The organism is Streptomyces marokkonensis (assembly GCF_008312835.1).
GTDB lineage: Bacteria > Actinomycetota > Actinomycetes > Streptomycetales > Streptomycetaceae > Streptomyces > Streptomyces marokkonensis_A.
The window spans coordinates 46431-61639 of sequence record NZ_VSKS01000016.1; the positions used below are offsets into that span (position 1 = coordinate 46431).

The 15209-nt window shown below is 74.0% G+C and carries 16 protein-coding genes and 1 riboswitch; of the genes, 7 read left to right on the plus strand and 9 right to left on the minus strand.

The features are described from left to right. Nucleotides 1–43: 43 nt before the first annotated feature. From F1615_RS24810 to F1615_RS24820, 3 genes are all read right to left on the minus strand, one after another. Complete coding sequence (locus F1615_RS24810) at nt 44–445, minus strand: DUF3040 domain-containing protein (protein WP_149551294.1); 402 nt, start codon at nt 443–445, stop codon at nt 44–46. 289 nt (nt 446–734) lie between these two features. Beyond that, nucleotides 735–1505 carry a methyltransferase gene (locus F1615_RS24815; RefSeq protein WP_149551295.1) on the minus strand — a complete coding sequence of 257 codons (771 nt, stop codon included), beginning with the start codon at nt 1503–1505 and terminating at the stop codon, nt 735–737. 209 nt (nt 1506–1714) lie between these two features. Then, nucleotides 1715–2260, minus strand: a complete 546-nt coding sequence (locus tag F1615_RS24820; protein ID WP_149551296.1) for an SAV_6107 family HEPN domain-containing protein — start codon at nt 2258–2260, stop codon at nt 1715–1717. Nucleotides 2261–2426: 166 nt separating this feature from the next. Here F1615_RS24820 and F1615_RS24825 point away from each other — a divergent pair, with 166 nt between their 5' ends. The 4 genes from F1615_RS24825 to F1615_RS24840 all read left to right on the plus strand — a co-directional run bounded on the left by F1615_RS24825 (nt 2427) and on the right by F1615_RS24840 (nt 7825). Continuing rightward, entirely contained in the window at nt 2427–3191 is a 765-nt protein-coding gene (locus F1615_RS24825) for an ATP-binding cassette domain-containing protein (protein ID WP_149551297.1), read from the plus strand. Then, complete coding sequence (locus F1615_RS24830) at nt 3163–5247, plus strand: YhgE/Pip family protein (RefSeq protein WP_149551298.1); 2085 nt, start codon at nt 3163–3165, stop codon at nt 5245–5247. Before F1615_RS24825 ends, F1615_RS24830 begins: the two co-directional genes overlap by 29 nt. Nucleotides 5248–5282: 35 nt before the next feature. Further along, on the plus strand, nt 5283–5909 hold the full coding sequence (locus F1615_RS24835; protein ID WP_149551299.1) for a TetR/AcrR family transcriptional regulator: 627 nt from the start codon (nt 5283–5285) through the stop codon (nt 5907–5909). A gap of 419 nt (nt 5910–6328) precedes the next feature. Then, on the plus strand, nt 6329–7825 hold the full coding sequence (locus F1615_RS24840; RefSeq protein WP_149551300.1) for a phytoene desaturase family protein: 1497 nt from the start codon (nt 6329–6331) through the stop codon (nt 7823–7825). Nucleotides 7826–7832: 7 nt separating this feature from the next. On the opposite strand, the gene F1615_RS24845 is transcribed toward F1615_RS24840, so the two are convergent. From F1615_RS24845 to F1615_RS24870, 6 genes are all read right to left on the minus strand, one after another. After that, entirely contained in the window at nt 7833–8768 is a 936-nt protein-coding gene (locus tag F1615_RS24845; protein ID WP_149551301.1) for a hypothetical protein, read from the minus strand. 56 nt (nt 8769–8824) lie between these two features. Next, a complete protein-coding gene (gene metF, locus F1615_RS24850) occupies nt 8825–9748 on the minus strand; it encodes a methylenetetrahydrofolate reductase [NAD(P)H] (protein ID WP_149551302.1) in 924 nt (307 codons plus the stop codon). Between the two features lie 115 nt (nt 9749–9863). Further along, nucleotides 9864–10526, minus strand: a complete 663-nt coding sequence (thiE, locus tag F1615_RS24855) for a thiamine phosphate synthase (RefSeq protein WP_149551303.1) — start codon at nt 10524–10526, stop codon at nt 9864–9866. Nucleotides 10527–10624: 98 nt separating this feature from the next. Continuing rightward, entirely contained in the window at nt 10625–10990 is a 366-nt protein-coding gene (locus tag F1615_RS24860; protein ID WP_037931138.1) for an Rv2175c family DNA-binding protein, read from the minus strand. A gap of 103 nt (nt 10991–11093) precedes the next feature. After that, nucleotides 11094–12335: an NAD(P)/FAD-dependent oxidoreductase gene (locus tag F1615_RS24865; protein ID WP_149551304.1), complete on the minus strand. Its 1242-nt coding sequence runs from the start codon at nt 12333–12335 to the stop codon at nt 11094–11096. A 36-nt stretch (nt 12336–12371) separates the two neighbouring features. Further along, nucleotides 12372–12722, minus strand: coding sequence for a hypothetical protein (locus F1615_RS24870; protein WP_149551305.1), 351 nt, complete (start codon nt 12720–12722; stop codon nt 12372–12374). Between the two features lie 50 nt (nt 12723–12772). Continuing rightward, nucleotides 12773–12884, plus strand: a riboswitch (TPP riboswitch). Here F1615_RS24870 and thiO point away from each other — a divergent pair. From thiO to F1615_RS24885, 3 genes are all read left to right on the plus strand, one after another. Then, entirely contained in the window at nt 12882–14048 is a 1167-nt protein-coding gene (gene thiO, locus F1615_RS24875) for a glycine oxidase ThiO (protein WP_149551306.1), read from the plus strand. Its footprint overlaps the riboswitch before it by 3 nt. Continuing rightward, the gene (gene thiS / locus F1615_RS24880; RefSeq protein ID WP_149551307.1) at nt 14045–14257 is read left to right on the plus strand and encodes a sulfur carrier protein ThiS; all 213 of its coding nucleotides are present in this window, start codon (nt 14045–14047) and stop codon (nt 14255–14257) included. Before thiO ends, thiS begins: the two co-directional genes overlap by 4 nt. Nucleotides 14258–14259: 2 nt before the next feature. Further along, nucleotides 14260–15054 (plus strand): thiazole synthase, encoded by a 795-nt coding sequence (locus tag F1615_RS24885; protein WP_149551308.1) that lies wholly within the window; start codon nt 14260–14262, stop codon nt 15052–15054. The last annotated feature ends 155 nt before the right edge of the window (nt 15055–15209 follow it).

The window sequence follows — 15209 nt, forward strand, 5'->3', positions numbered from 1 at the left end:
GGTCACCCCCTGAACCGCGTCCACGTGCGCCGGGGCGCGGGGTCTAGCGGCCGCCCTGCTCGTCGCGGCGGCGCTGCCAGCGCTGTTCGATGCGGTCCATCATGGAGCGGCGCTGTCTCCCTTGACGCCCGGCCTGGGGCGTAGCTGGGGCACCGGCGCCCTGCTCGCCCGGCTTGGGGGCCTTGCGCCAGCCGGTCACCGCGAGTACCGCGCAGCCCAGCATGACGAGGAATCCCACGACACTGAGCCAGACCTGCTGGGCGACCATACCGGCCATGAGGAGCGCAATACCAACGAGGAAGCCCGCGACCGCCTGGTAGACCCGTCGCCGGGTGTACGTACGCAGTCCGCTTCCCTCGAGCGCCGTCGCGAACTTGGGATCTTCGGCGTACAGCGCTCGCTCCATTTGCTCGAGCATGCGCTGCTCGTGCTCCGAGAGCGGCACGGAGTCCTCCTCATCGTGCAGTCGCCGGGGCGACCCGGGGGGTCCCTTCAGGATAGGCAGGGAATCGCCCCCGTGAAACCCGCCCCTCTGCGCCAATTGGCCAACCGGTACCAGCCATCACGTCCCGGCCCGCTGAGGCTTCTCATTCCCCGGCGGCCGACCCGTCATGCCGGGCGGTCTCCCTCGATCATACGGCGCCAAGCCGCCATTCGGGGGGCCTGTGGCGCACTCCATGCATGGCGGGGCCGCGTGACGCGCCGCTGATCAGCGGCGCGTCACAGCTGTGTGCTCAGGTCCCCGAGGCCCCTTGTGTCTCACCGAGTACGTGGAGCTGGGTGGCCACGGAGTGGAAGGCGGCGAGCTCGGCCGCGGCGGCCTCCAGCTTCAGCAGGGCGTCCAGGGCCCCGGGCTCGGTGTCGACGAGCACACCGGGGACGAGGTCGGCGAAGACCCGTACGCCGTGCACCGCGCCGACCCGGAGGCCCGCGCCCTCCACGAGCGCGGTGAGCCGGCCGGCGGTGAAACGGCGCGGCATGGGGTCGCCCGAGCCCCATCGGCCGTTCGGGTCGTCGAGCGCCTGCTTGGCCTCCGTGAAGTGACCGGCGAGGGCGCGGGCGAGCACGGCGCCGCCGAGGCCCGCGGCGAGCAGGCTGAGGACGCCCTCGGGGCGCAGGGCGGCCACCGCGTTGCGGACGCCCTCGGCGGGGTCGTCGACGTACTCCAGGACGCCGTGGCACAGCACGACGTCGTAGCCGCCGCGCTCGGCCACGTCGAAGAGGCCGTGGGCGTCGCCCTGGAGGCCCTTGACCCGGTCGGCGACGCCGTCCTCGGCCGCGCGGCGCTCCAGGGCGAACAGGGCGTTGGGGCTGGGGTCGACGACGGTCACCCGGTGGCCGAGCCGGGCGAGGGGCACCGCGAAGTTGCCGCTGCCGCCGCCGGTGTCGAGGACGTCCAGCGCCTGTCGTCCGGTCGCCTTGACCCGGCGTTCCAGGGCGTCCTGGAGCACCTCCCAGACCACGGCGGTACGGAGAGCGGCGCGGGGTCGCATCGGGTCCGGCACGGTAGTGACTCCTCGGCGGGCGGTTGAGCTGCGGTTGCTGTCCACCCTATGGCCTGCGGCGCGGGGGGCGGTCACCCGGCCGGCCTTGGTTTATCGCCCCCTCCGCCCTCTCCCGTCCCGTCCCTGGGGGGCTTCGCCCCCCCAGACCCCCTTCGCGCCCACGCGGCGGAGCCGCACGCCGGCACGGTCCCGCGCTCCCCCGGGCGGGCTCAGCCCGCGTCCGGCATGCCGCCGGGGCCGTCGGTGTCGCCCCGCGGCTGGGGCAGGACCGGCTGGAGGACCAGCATGCGTTCGACCAGGCGGAGGAACATCGCCACGTCCCGTATCAGGTCGTCGGCGTCGCGGGCGCTCGCCGCGCCCTGGATGCCCGCCTCGGCCAGGGCGCGGCGCCGGGCCCCAGAGGCGAACAGGGCGCTCCACTCGGTGAGCTCGGGCGCGATCTCGGGGAGCACTTCCCAGGCGCTCCGGATCCTCGCCCGGCTGCGGGGCGAGGTCTCCGGCCGGCCGCGTGCGGCGAGCACGGCGGCAGCGGTGCGCAGGGCCGCGAGGTGGGCCGTCGCATAGCGCTCGTTCGATGTCTCGAGGACGGTGGCCTCGTCGAGTCCGGCACGGGCCTGGGCGAGCAGGTCGAGGGCGGCGGGCGGGGCCGCGGCGCGGCGCAGCACGGGGTGGACGTCGCTCGCCGGGCCGTTCAGTGAGGGGGCAGGGCCGGATGCGCGGCGCCGACGGGCGGCGGCTGCGGACGAGTTGGCCATGACGAACCTCCTGTCGTCTTCGTGACGGCACGACCCGAGACGGGGTGCCGTATGTACACATCGTGAGGTATGGCACTGACAATCCGTTCTGACCTGGGCTTTTGCTTCGACCGGTCGTTCGAGCTAGTTTTTGCACTGACCAGTCAGTTCAAAAGAGGGGGCACTGGTGGACGGTCCACTCGGACTCGCCGTCTCGGCCGACGGCTTCGGCCTCGAGGGACCACGGGGCTGGGCGTTCCGCGATGTCTCGGTCGACGCGGGGCCCGGCTCGCTGATCGCGGTGGAGGGGCCGTCCGGTTCGGGCCGCACCTGCCTGCTGCTCGCGCTCACCGGGCGGATGCGGCCCACGGAGGGCCTGGCCGCCGTCGGCGGGCTCGAACTGCCCAGGCGCATGGCCGCCGTACGCCGCCGCAGCGCCCTCGCGCACGTCACCGGCGTGACCGAGCTCGACCCGGCCTTCACCGTCGGCGAGCACCTGCGCGAACAGGCACTGCTGCGACGCCGTTTCGGCGGCCCGCTCCCGCGTCCGCGCCTGCGCCTGCGTCCGCGCGGTGAGCGCCGGCTCGAGGAGAGACTGCACATCGACGCCGTGCTGACCACCGCCGGACTGGACCTCGCGACCCTGCCCAAGGGCCCGCGGACGGCCGTGCGGGATCTGGAGCGGATGGAGGCGCTGCGGCTGTCGCTCGCGCTGGCGCTGCTGGGGCGTCCCCGGCTGCTCGGCGTGGACGACACCGACCTGAAGCTCTCCCCGGCCGAACGGGACGAGATCTGGACCCTGTTGAGGTCCCTCACCGACACCGGAACCACCGTGCTGGCCGTGTGCAGCGAGGCACCGCGCGACGCGGTGACCGTCCGCACCGGGGCCGGCCGGACCGACGAGGCGAAGGAGGCGGCAGCCGATGCGCTCGCCGAAACTGGCCGCTCTTGAGCTCCGGCGCTTCGGCCGCGGCGCCCTGCCCCGCGCGGCGCTGGTCGCCCTGCTGGTGCTGCCGCTGCTGTACGGCGCCCTGTACCTGTGGTCGTTCTGGGATCCGTACGGGCGTCTGGACCGGATCCCGGTGGCGCTGGTGAACGACGACACGGGGGCGAGTGCCGACGGGAAGCGGATCACCGCGGGCGACGACATCGCCGACGGTCTGCGCGACAGCGACACCTTCGACTGGCGGGAGGTGAGCGCGGACGAGGCCCGGCGGGGTGTCGAGGACGGCACCTACTACCTGTCGCTGACCCTGCCCGCCGACTTCAGCCGCCGCATCGCCTCCAGCTCGGGCGACTCCCCCGAGACCGGCGCCCTCCGGGTGCGGACGAACGACGCCAACAACTACATCGTCGGGCAGATCTCCCGGACGGTCTTCGGCGAGGTGCGCCGGGCCGCGTCCACGAAGACCGCGCGCTCCTTCCTGGACCGGATCTTCGTCTCGTTCTCCGGCATCCACGGCGAGACCGTGCGGGCGGCGAAGGGCGCCGACAAGCTGAGCGGCGGCATCGGGAAGGCGGAGAAGGGCTCCCAGGACCTCGCCGACGGCCTGGCGGACGCCCGCAAGGGCAGCGGCAAGCTGTCCAAGGGCCTGAAGGACCTCCACAAGGGCGCGGGCGACCTGGAGGACGGCTCCGGGAAGGTCGCGGACGGGACGCGCAGGCTCGCCGAGAAGGTGAACGCGGTCGACGCCGAGGTGGGCCCGTTCCTGAAGGACAACGAGAAGAGCATCGGCGACACCGCGCGGTTCGTCGCCGACTCGGCCGGCCGGCTCCGCGGCGACCTCGACGCGCTGGAGGAGGAGGCGCCGGCCGCCGCGAAGGACGCCCGCGCGGCGTCCGCCACCGTCGACGGCGTCCACAGGGCGCGCTGCGAGGACCCCGCCCTGCCCGACCCCGCCTGCGGCGACCTGAAGAAGGCGCGGGACGCGGCGGCCGCGGCGGCGGGCGTCGCCGGCGACGTCAGCGCGCTGGTCACCGACCACCGCGACGACCTGGAGAAGCTCGACGGGCACCTCGCCACCCTGGAGAAGCAGGCCCGGGCACTCGCCGGCCGCGCGCCGCGCCTCTCCGAGGACCTCGACGACGCCGTCACCCGGATCAACCAGCTCAACACCGGGGCCGGCAAGGTCGCCGCCGGCGCGAAGAAGCTCAACAAGGGACTCGGCACGGCCGAGACAGGCGCCCGGGACCTCGACAAGGGCGTCGGCGAGCTGAAGACCGGCGCGGACGATCTGAACGGCGGCCTGTACAAGCTCGTCGGCGGCTCCGGCGAACTCGCCGGCGGGCTGCACGACGGTGCCGGGAAGATCCCCGACTACGACAAGCGGGACCGTGACCTGCGCACCGAGGTGATGGCCGACCCGGTGCGGCTCGTCTCGGACGATCTGCACAAGGCGCCCAACTACGGCACCGGTCTCGCCCCGTACTTCATCCCGCTGTCGCTGTGGGTGGGCGCGATGGTGGCGTACATGCTGATCGCGCCGATGAACCGGCGCGCCCTCGCGGCGGGTGCCTCGGCCTGGCGGATCGCCCTCGCGGGCTGGCTGCCCGTGGTGGCGATCGGGGTGCTGCAGACGGTGGCCCTGATGTCGGTGCTGCACTGGGGGCTCGGGCTGCGGATGGTCCGGGCGGCCGGGACGGTGGGCTTCCTGTTCCTGGTGACGGCGTGCTTCGCGGCGATCGTGCAGTGGCTGAACGCCCGCTTCGGGGCGGCCGGCCGGATCCTCGTCCTCGCCCTGCTGATGCTCCAGCTGACCTCGGCGGGCGGCACGTACCCCGTTCAGACGAGCCCGCCGTTCTTCAACGCGCTGCACCCGTTCCTGCCGATGAGCTACGTCGTCGAGGCGCTCAGGCGGCTCGTCACGGGCGGCGGCCTCGGCCCGGTGTGGCAGGCCTGCGCCGTGCTGACGGCCTTCACCGCGGGCGCCCTCGCGCTGACCGCCTTGTCGGCCCGCCGCCGCCAGGTGTGGACGATGGACCGGCTGCACCCGGAGCTGAGCCTGTGAACGGACGCGCCGGGGCTCCTGTGAGAATCAGGTCCATGGAACGCAGCAGCACCACGCCGGGCGGCAGTGCCCGCCGCGAGGCCACCCGGCAGAAGCTCTACGAGGCGGCCGTCACCCTCATCGCCGAGCAGGGCTTCTCCGCGACCACCGTGGACGAGATCGCCGAGCGGGCGGGAGTCGCGAAGGGCACGGTCTACTACAACTTCGCGAGCAAGTCGGTCCTCTTCGAGGAGCTGCTGCGGCACGGGGTCGGTCTGCTGACCGCTTCGCTCCGGGAGGCGGCCGAGAAGACGGCGGGGGAGGGCGGCAGCAGGGTCGACGCCCTGGACGCGATGATCCGCGCGGGGCTGGTCTTCATCGACCGCTACCCGGCGTTCACCCAGCTGTACGTGGCCGAGCTGTGGCGCACCAACCGGGCCTGGCAGTCCACGCTGATGGTGGTGCGCCAGCAGGCGGTCGCGGTGGTCGAGGGAGTGCTGCGCGAGGGCGTGGCGAACGGTGAGTTCAGCGAGGAGATCGACGTCCCGCTGACGGCGGCGGCGCTGGTGGGCATGGTGCTGGTGGCCGCGCTGGACTGGAAGTCCTTCCAGCCGGAGCGCTCGCTGGACGATGTGCACGCAGCGCTGTCCCGGCTGCTGCAGGGGCGGGTCAGCGGCCGCTGAGCCCTTCCGCACATGAAAGTGCCGGTCCGGCCGGTGGCCGCGTCCCCCGCGGGCCACCGGCCGGACCGGCGCCTTCCGTGCTCCCCCGTACGTCCCCCGTGAACCCCCGTTGCGGTCGTCCCCCGGGTTCCCCCGTGCCTCGCTCCCGCCGACGGTGCCGGCGGAAGGAGCGGATCGCGGGCCCGGTCCCGTTCCGGCGCCCCGTGCCGCCGGTTCCGGGAGCCGTGCCCCTCTCCGTGGACTCCACTCTCTCGTTCCCGCAGGCCGGCCCCCATCCGCGCGCGTACTCAACTGGGCGACTAGGTACGGATACTCAGTCCTGCGCACCCCGCCCACGGCTGCCCGCCCGCTGGTCCCCCGGGCGGGGGCGCGGGTACTCGGGGGACGGGCCGGAGGGGCCGGCGGATAAGGTCCCTGGCATGGCACGGATTGCGGTGATCGGCGCCGGGATGGGCGCGATGGCGGCCGCCGCCCGGCTGGCCGTCGCGGGCCACCGGGTGGTGGTGTACGAGCGGACGGAGACATACGGCGGTGCCCTGCGCCGGGTGGAGCGGGACGGGTTCTCCTTCGACACCGGGCCGGGGCTGCTCCCCCTTCCGGCGGTGTACCGCGATCTGTTCGTGAAGACGGGCAGGGAGCCGCTGGAGGCGTGCGTCGAGCTCGTCCAGGTCGATCCGTCGTCGCACCACGTGTTCGCGGACGGTACGCGCCTGTCGCTGCCGAACGCCTCCCGCGCGGGCGTCGTCTCCGCCCTGGAGGAGACCCTGGGGGCGTCCGCCGCCCGGCGCTGGGGCGACTTCCTGGTGCGGGCGAGGGAGGCCTGGGACCGCTCGCGCCGGCCGCTGCTGGAGGAGCCGCTGTGGCCCAACTGGCAGGTCCTGGCCGAGCGCGAGCCCTATCCGGCGGTACCGCACAAGAGGCTGCTGCGCACGCGGACGGCGGGCACGCTCGCCGAGGTCGGGGCGTGGGAGCTGCGCGATCCCCGGCTGACCGCCCTCCTGGAGAGCCACGCGCTCGCATACGGTCTCGATCCCCGCGCGACCCCGGCGAGCGCGGCGGTGCTGCCGTACATGGAGCACGCCTTCGGCACCTGGTACGTGCGGGGCGGCATGCGCGAGCTGGCGCGGGCGGTGTACGAGCGGTGCCTGGCCCGCCGGGTGGAGTTCCGCTTCGGCGCGGAGGCCGTCGGGGTGCTGGAGAAGGACGGCCGGGCGGCGGGCGTGGAACTCGCCGACGGGACGGTCGCGGAGGCGGACCTCGTGGTCGCCGGGGTGCCCGGCGAGGTGCTGGACCGGCTCGGCCGGGGGACGCGGGTGCGCGGCGCCGGCGAGGTCCCCGCCCCACGGGGACGGGCGAGCCGGATGACGGTGCTGATGGCGCTGCGGGGCGGGCGTCCGCGGGGCACACCGCACCGTACGGTCGTGCACGCCGAGGACCGCGAGACGGAGCTGGAGTCGCTGTTCGGCCCGTCCGGCGATCTGCCCGCGCGCCCCACGGTGACGGTCCTGCGGCCGGACGATCCGGCGGTGGTCCCGGACGACGCCCACGAGGCGGTCACGGTGACGGCGGTGCTGCCCGTGGGCGCCGGGGGGACGCCGGACGTCCACGCCGAGAACCTGATCGCCGTCGCCGAGCGGGCGGTACCGGGACTGCGCGGCCGGCTGCTCCGGCACGAGGTGCACACCCCGGCCGACATCGCCGGGGAGACGGGCGCGGAGGGCGGCGCGGTGCCGGTACCGGCGCTGGCCGCGGCGGGCGGGCGGCTGCTCCAGCCGTCCAACAGCACCCGGCTGCCGGGGCTGTTCACGGTCGGCGGCTGGTCCCACCCCGGCGGCGGGCTTCCGCACGCCGGGATGTCGGGGGCGCTCGTCGCCGGGCTGATCGTGGAGGGTCCGGAGTTCCGCGGGTCGCAGTGAGCGCGCGTCAGAAGCGGTACTGCTCGTCGTACCCGTTGCCGTTGGGGTGCGCCTGCTGGTCGCCCTGGTACGGGTACGGCTGCTCCGGCGGGAGTTCGCCGCCGTAGGGGTCGTCGGTGGTGCGCTGCTGCGGGACCCACAGGCCGCCGGCCGGGGTCTCGCCGCCGTAGCCGCCCGCGTACGGGTCCTGGGTGTAGCCCTGCTGGCCGTACTGCTGCTGGTCGGTGTACCCGGTGTCGTACGACGTGCCGCCGTACGTCGGGGTGCCGATGTACGGGTCGGAGTAGGCGGCGTACTGCTGGCCCGTGGTGTCGTAGCCCTGCTGCTGGCCGTAGCCGGAGTAGTCGTAGGCGTAGTCCTGGTCGGCGCCCTGTGCGGCGCCCGCGTACTGGTCCTGGGACGGTGCCGCGTACCCCTGGTCGCCGTAGACGCCGTAGGAGCCGGTGTCGTCGGGCAGGGGCTGGGGCGCGTAGACGGAGGTGGCCCCCTCGGCCGGCTGCCGGTCGGGGCGGGCGGGGGTGAACACGTCGTCGCGCTCGTAGTCGTCGTCCGCGCCGTGGGCGGTGCGGTCGTGGTGGCCGTCGCCGTCGTCGCCGTAATCCCCGCGGGACGTCTCCAGGCCGGAGACCTCCAGGGCCGGTTCCTGGCGTCCGCGGTCACCGCGGCGGCCCTTGACGGCGGACAGCACCGGCGCGTTGACCGCCCAGCCCGCCTGGAAGCCGCGGCGGAACGACAGCGTGACGTAGGTCTGGCCGACGGCGAAGGCCGCGGCGCCGAGACCGATGACGATCACGGACGGCATCAGGACGCCGAGCACGACGCCCAGGAAGCCGCCGAAGGCTAGCAGCCGCCAGCGCAGGCGCGCCTTGTACTGCAGCAGCACCTCCCCCAGCAACCACAGCGCGACGATGCCGAACGCGATGTAGAGGACCGTCCAGCCCATGTACGCCCCTCTCCCAGTGGTCGCTACGCAGTGTGTCGTATGCGCGTGCGACCGGTCTAGGTCCGCGGCGGGTGGTGCAGACCCAGGTTCTCGTAGATTTCCAGCGTCGCCGTGGAGTTGTTCAGCGTGATGAAATGCAGTCCCGGCACTCCCTCGGCCAGCAACCGCGCGCAGAACTCCGTGGCGAAGTCGATACCGATGGAGCGTACCGCCGCCGGATCGTCCTTCGCTGCGAGGATCCGCTCTTTGAGGGCGTCGGGGAAGGAGGCGTTACTCAGCTTTGGCAACCTCTCCAGCATCTTCACGCTGGTCACCGGCATGACTTCGGGGATGACGGGGGTCTCGCAGCCCGCCGCGTGGACTCGGTCACGCAGGCGCAGATAGGACTCGGGCTGGAAGAACATCTGCGTGATCGCGTAGTCGGCGCCGGCCCGGCACTTGTCGACGAAGTGGGCGACGTCGGTGTCCCAGTCGGCCGAGCGCGGGTGCATCTCCGGGAAGGCGGCGACGCCGACGCAGAAGTCGCCCGACTCCTTGATGAGCCGCACGAGTTCGGCCGCGTAGGTCAGGCCCCGCGGGTGCGGCACCCAGTCGCCCATGGGGTCGCCGGGCGGGTCGCCGCGCACGGCGAGCATGTTGCGGATCCCGGCGTCGGCGTACTGGCCGATGATGTTGCGCAGCTCGGCGATGGAGTGGTCGACCGCGGTGAGGTGGGCGACCGGGGTGAGGGTGGTGTCGGCGGCGATCTGCTCGGTGGCCCTCACCGTGCCGGCGCGGGTGGAACCGCCCGCGCCGTACGTGACGGACACGAAGCTCGGGGCGACGGCCTCGACCCTGCGGAGCGCGTTCCAGAGGTTGCGCTCGCCCTTCTCCGTCTTGGGGGCCCAGAACTCGAACGAGTACGTCGTCTTTCCGGCGGCGAGCATGTCGCGCACGGTGCGGGCGCGATCAGTCCTGGTGGATGCGGTTCCTAGGGCCATACGGGCAGGTTAGCCAGGGGGCGGCGGTCCCCCAACCAAAAGCGGGAGTTTTGTCTGATTTGCCGACTTGCTGTCCACAGTGTGGACGAACTTGAGATGCCCGGGGTCCGGTGGGTCATCCGGCGTCCGGGGCGGCCTCCCGCAGCCGCTTGGCGAACTCGGCGGCCGCCGCTCGGGGGTCGTCCGCCTCGGTGAGGGCGCGGACGACGACGACCCGGCGGGCACCGGCGTCCAGGACCTGGCCGAGGTTGCCCAGGTCGATGCCGCCGATGGCGAACCAGGGGCGGTCGGTGCCGAGGGCGGCGGTGTGACGGACCAGGTCGAGGCCGGGGGCGTGGCGGCCGGGCTTGGTGGGGGTGGGCCAGCAGGGGCCGGTGCAGAAGTAGTCCACGCCGGGCTGGACGGCGGCCGCGGCGGCCTCGGACCCGGCGTGGGTCGAGCGGCCGATCAGGACGCCGTCACCGAGGAGGGCGCGGGCGGCGGGGACGGGGAGGTCGCCCTGACCGAGGTGGAGGACGTCGGCTCCGGCCGCGTGGGCGACGTCCGCGCGGTCGTTGACCGCGAGCAGCTTGCCGTGCCGGGCGCAGGCCTCGGCGAGGACCGCCAGGTGCTCCAGTTCCTCGGCGGCCTCCATGCCCTTGTCCCGCAGCTGCACGATGTCGACCCCGCCGGCCAGGACCGCGTCCAGGAACTCCGGCAGGTCCCCCTGCCGCTTGCGGGCGTCGGTGCAGAGATACAGGCGCGCATCGGCGAGCCGGGCGCGTCCGGTGTCGGTCATTCGGGTGTCCCCCCGGGGTGTCGGTGGCGCGCGGAGTCCCTCGGCCGGGGCTGGTGCCCCGGCCGGTGCTGTGCGGACTCCGGCCGGTCGGATGCGGGTCAGACCGCGAGTGCCTGGGCCCGGCGCTTCACCTCCGTGCCGCGGTTCTCGCCGAGCGCCTGCGCGGGCGTGCCCGGCAGGGTCGGGTCGGGGGTGAAGAGCCACTCCAGCATCTCTTCGACCGTGAAGCCGTCGTCCCGCAGGAGCGTCAGGGTGCCGGTCAGGCCCTTGACCACCTTGTCCCCGTCGATGAAGGCCGCGGGGACGTGCAGCGCGCGGTTCTCACCCCGGCGTACGGCGATGAGCTGGCCCTCCTTGACCAGCTGCCGGACGCGCGTCACCTCGACGCCGAATTTTTCGGCGATGTCGGGGAGAGTGAGCCAGGCGGGGACGAGAGCATCGATCTTTGCGTCAATCTCGGTCACGGGACAAGCCTGCCACCTGCCACTGACAGTCGGAAGTCGGCCCCGTCCACACGGGCGGACGCGTCGGCCCGGTACGTCGGCCGGGAGGGCACCGGACCGGTCCTCACGCCGTCGCCGACTTCAGGGGCCGCCCCGGGTCCGCCAGCAGCTCCGGGTCCATCGGCGTGCCCGCCTCGATCAGCCGGCGCCCCTGCGTCAGGTCCCTGGGCCGCCCCACCGCGAGCAGCGCGACGAGGCGGGACTCCCGCAGCCAGCAGACGCTCCACGCCGGCTCGGCCGGGTCACCGCGCCACACGCTCCGGTCGGCGCCCGCGTGGTGTCCGGCGTACTGGACGAAGCGGCCGAACTGCTCGGACCAGAAGTACGGCACCGGGTCGTACACCGCCGGGGCCCGGCCCGCGGGCGCGCCGAGGACGTTCGAGGCGACCGTGCGCGGACCCTGCAGGGCGTTGTCCCAGTGGTGGACCAGGAGGCGTTCGCCGTAGCGCGCGGACGGGAAGGACGCGCAGTCGCCGACCGCGTACACGTCCGGCACCGAGGTCATCAGACGGCGGTCGGCCACGACCTCGCCCCGCGCGCCGAGTTCGACCCCGGAGCCCGCCAGCCAGGCCGTGGCCGGCCGGGCCCCGACACCGACGACCACGGCGCCCGCGGGCAGCCGCGTGCCGTCGTCCAGGACGACCGCGCCGGGCTCGGCCCGCTCCACGCGCGCGTGCGTGCGCAGGGTGACGCCCGCCTCGGCGTACCAGGCGGTCATCGGGGCGGTCACCTCGGCGGGCAGCGCCTCGGCCAGCGGCCGCTCCCCGGCCTCCACGACGGTGACCGCGCAGCCCGCCTCGCGGGCCGCCGTGGCGAACTCCGCGCCGATCCAGCCGGCGCCGACCACCACGACGTCGTGCTGCCGCGCGAGCACCGGGCGCAGCCGTTCGGCGTCGTCCAGGGTGCGCAGCAGATGCACACCGGGGACGCCCTCCGTGCCCGGCAGCCGGACCGGTTCGGCGCCGGTGGCGATCACCAGGACGTCGTACGGGACGGGCCCGGCCTCCGTGTCCAGCTCGTGGTCGCCGGGGCGCAGGCCGAGCACCTCGCAGCCGAGCCGCAGGTCGACGCCGAGCGCCTCGAAGTCCACGTCGAAGGCGGAGTTCTCGGCCGTGCCGAGCAGCACCGCCTTGGACAGCGGCGGCCGGTCGTACGGCTGGTGGGGTTCCGCGCCGATCAGGGTCACGGTGCCGGTGAACCCCTGCTCCCGCAGGGCGGCCGCGGTCTGCACGCCGGCCATGCCCGCACCCGCCACCACGACCCGCCGCGGCTCGGCCCGTCCCGGTTCCTGCGTCTGCTCGCTCACCCGATCACCATAATCACCCGGTCGCGGGACGATCCGTCAGTCCGCGTCGTGCGGAAGCTGCTCCACCACGCTCGTGCCCCTGCCCGGCTGCGACTCCCATTCCCAGCTCTCCTCCAGCCGCACCCGCCCGTCGGGCAGCTCCACGACCGTCGACACGCAGTGTCCCGAGGACGTCGTGCCGTCCCGCTTGAGCTGTACGTACCGGAAGTCCAGCCGGTCCCCCGCGCGGGTGCCCACGAGATGCCCGCGCACGACGTCGCCGCCCGCGTACTCGGCCCAGATCTCGCCGTCCTGCTCGTGGTAGACGAACCGCGTACGGGTGCCGACCTGGCCGGGAGCCTGGTCGGCCACGGGGGCGAGGACAGTTCCGTCCAGCGAGCGGGCCATCCGCGGGCTCCCTTACAAGTGCGTCGTGCTGCGGGCTAGGGTGGCCAACGTAAAGCACTCGCGGGAGCCCGGACGCACCGGGCTGAGAGGGAGGCTGGCGGCCTCCGACCGTACGAACCTGATCCGGGTCATGCCGGCGAAGGGAGGGGCTGGACGCCCATGTCGCCCACGCGTACCTCAGACGTCCTCGTCGTCGGGGGTGGAATCATCGGACTGGTCACGGCCTGGCGGGCCGCGCAGCGCGGTCTCGCCACGGCCGTCGTGGACCCCGAGCCGGGCGGCGGGGCCGCCCAGGTGGCCGCCGGGATGCTGGCGGCCGTCACGGAACTGCACTACGGCGAGGAGACGCTGCTCGGCCTGAACGTCGCCTCCGCGCGGCGCTATCCCGACTTCGCGGCCGAGCTGACCGAGTTCACCGGCCAGGGCCTCGGCTACCGCGGGTGCGGCACGCTCGCCGTGGCACTGGACGCCGACGACCGCGCCCACCTGCGCGAACTGCACGCCCTGCAGCAGCGGTCGGGGCTGGAGTCGCAGTGGCTGTCCGGTCGGGAGTGCCGGCGCCTGGAGCCGATGCTCGCGCCGGGGGTGCGCGGCGGGCTGCGGGTGGACGGCGACCACCAGATCGATCCCCGGCGGCTCGCGGCCGCCCTGGTCACCGCCTGTGAGCGGGCCGGAGTGACCGTCCACCGCGCGTGGGCCGAGCGGCTCGTCGTCGCGGGGGACCGCGCGACGGGGGTCCTCACCGCCGACGGCGGCGAGCTGGGCGCCGGGCAGGTGGTGCTCGCCGCGGGCAGCCTCAGCGGGCGGCTGGCGGGCGTCCCGCGGGACGTCCTGCCGCCCGTGCGTCCGGTCAAGGGACAGGTGGTGCGGCTGACGATGCCCGAACGCCCCGGTCCCTTCCTGAGCCGGACCGTGCGGGCCGTGGTGCGCGGGAGCCATGTCTATCTGGTGCCGCGCGAGAACGGCGAGCTGGTGATCGGCGCGACGAGCGAGGAGATGGGCTGGGACACCACCGTGACCGCGGGCGGCGTGTACGAGCTGCTGCGCGACGCCCACGAGCTGGTCCCCGGGATCACCGAGCTGCCGCTGACCGAGACCCGCGCCGGGCTGCGCCCCGGCTCCCCGGACAACGCGCCGCTGCTCGGCCCGACGGCCCTCGAAGGGCTGCTGCTGGCCACCGGCCACTACCGCAACGGCGTCCTGCTGACGCCGGTCACCGGCGACGCCATGGCGGACGTCCTGACCACCGGTGAACTGCCGGAGGTGGCCCGTCCCTTCACCCCCCGGCGGTTCGGCGCCGCCGTCCTCACGGAGCAGCCCGTATGAGCGCCCCGGTCACCATCTCGGTCAACGGGGAGCGCCGGGAGGTCGAGCCCGGCACGGCCCTCGACATCGTCGTCACCACGCTCACCGCGGCGCCCTCGGGAGTGGCCGCCGCGCTCAACGAAACCGTCGTCCCGCGCGCGCAGTGGCCCACCACCCCCCTCGCGGAGGGGGACCGGGTGGAGGTCCTCACCGCCGTCCAAGGAGGCTGACCATGGCCGACGATCCGCTGGTCCTCGGCGGTACGTCCTTCACGTCCCGCCTGATCATGGGTACCGGAGGGGCGCCGAGCCTCGATGTGCTGGAGCGGGCGCTGGTGGAGTCCGGTACGGAGCTGACGACCGTCGCGATGCGGCGGGTGGACCCCTCGGTGCACGGGTCCGTGCTGTCGGTGCTGGAGAAGCTGGGCATCCGGGTGCTGCCGAACACCGCGGGGTGCTTCACCGCGGGGGAGGCGGTGCTCACGGCGCGGCTCGCGCGGGAGGCGCTCGGCACGGATCTGATCAAGCTGGAGGTCATCGCCGACGAGCGGACCCTGCTGCCGGACCCGGTGGAGCTGCTGGACGCGGCGGAGACGCTGGTCGACGACGGGTTCACGGTGCTGCCGTACACGAACGACGATCCGGTGCTGGCGCGGAAGCTGGAGGACGCCGGGTGTGCGGCAGTCATGCCGCTGGGGTCGCCGATCGGGTCGGGGCTGGGGATCCGCAATCCGCACAACTTCGAGTTGATCGTGGAGCGGGCGGGGGTGCCGGTGATCCTGGACGCGGGGGCGGGGACCGCCTCCGACGTGGCGCTGGCGATGGAGCTGGGGTGCGCGGGGGTGATGCTGGCGTCCGCGGTGACCCGGGCGCAGGAGCCCGTGCTGATGGCCGGTGCCATGCGGGCGGCGGTGGAGGCGGGGCGCCTCGCCCGGCTGGCGGGGCGGATTCCGCGGCGGTGGTTCGCCACGGCGTCGTCTCCCGCGGAGGGCATGGCGGTACTGGACCCGGAGCGGCCGGCGTTCTAGGCACCGCGCGCGGCTTCGGGCAGTCGTGCCGCTGGGGCGATGGGGGTACCCCCTCCGGGGGAGGCACCCGGCAAGCACGGTGAGCGGGACGGCCCCCGGCGCGGCACAGCGCACCGCAACCGGGTAACACAGGTCACAGGTCCGCTCCAACGGCG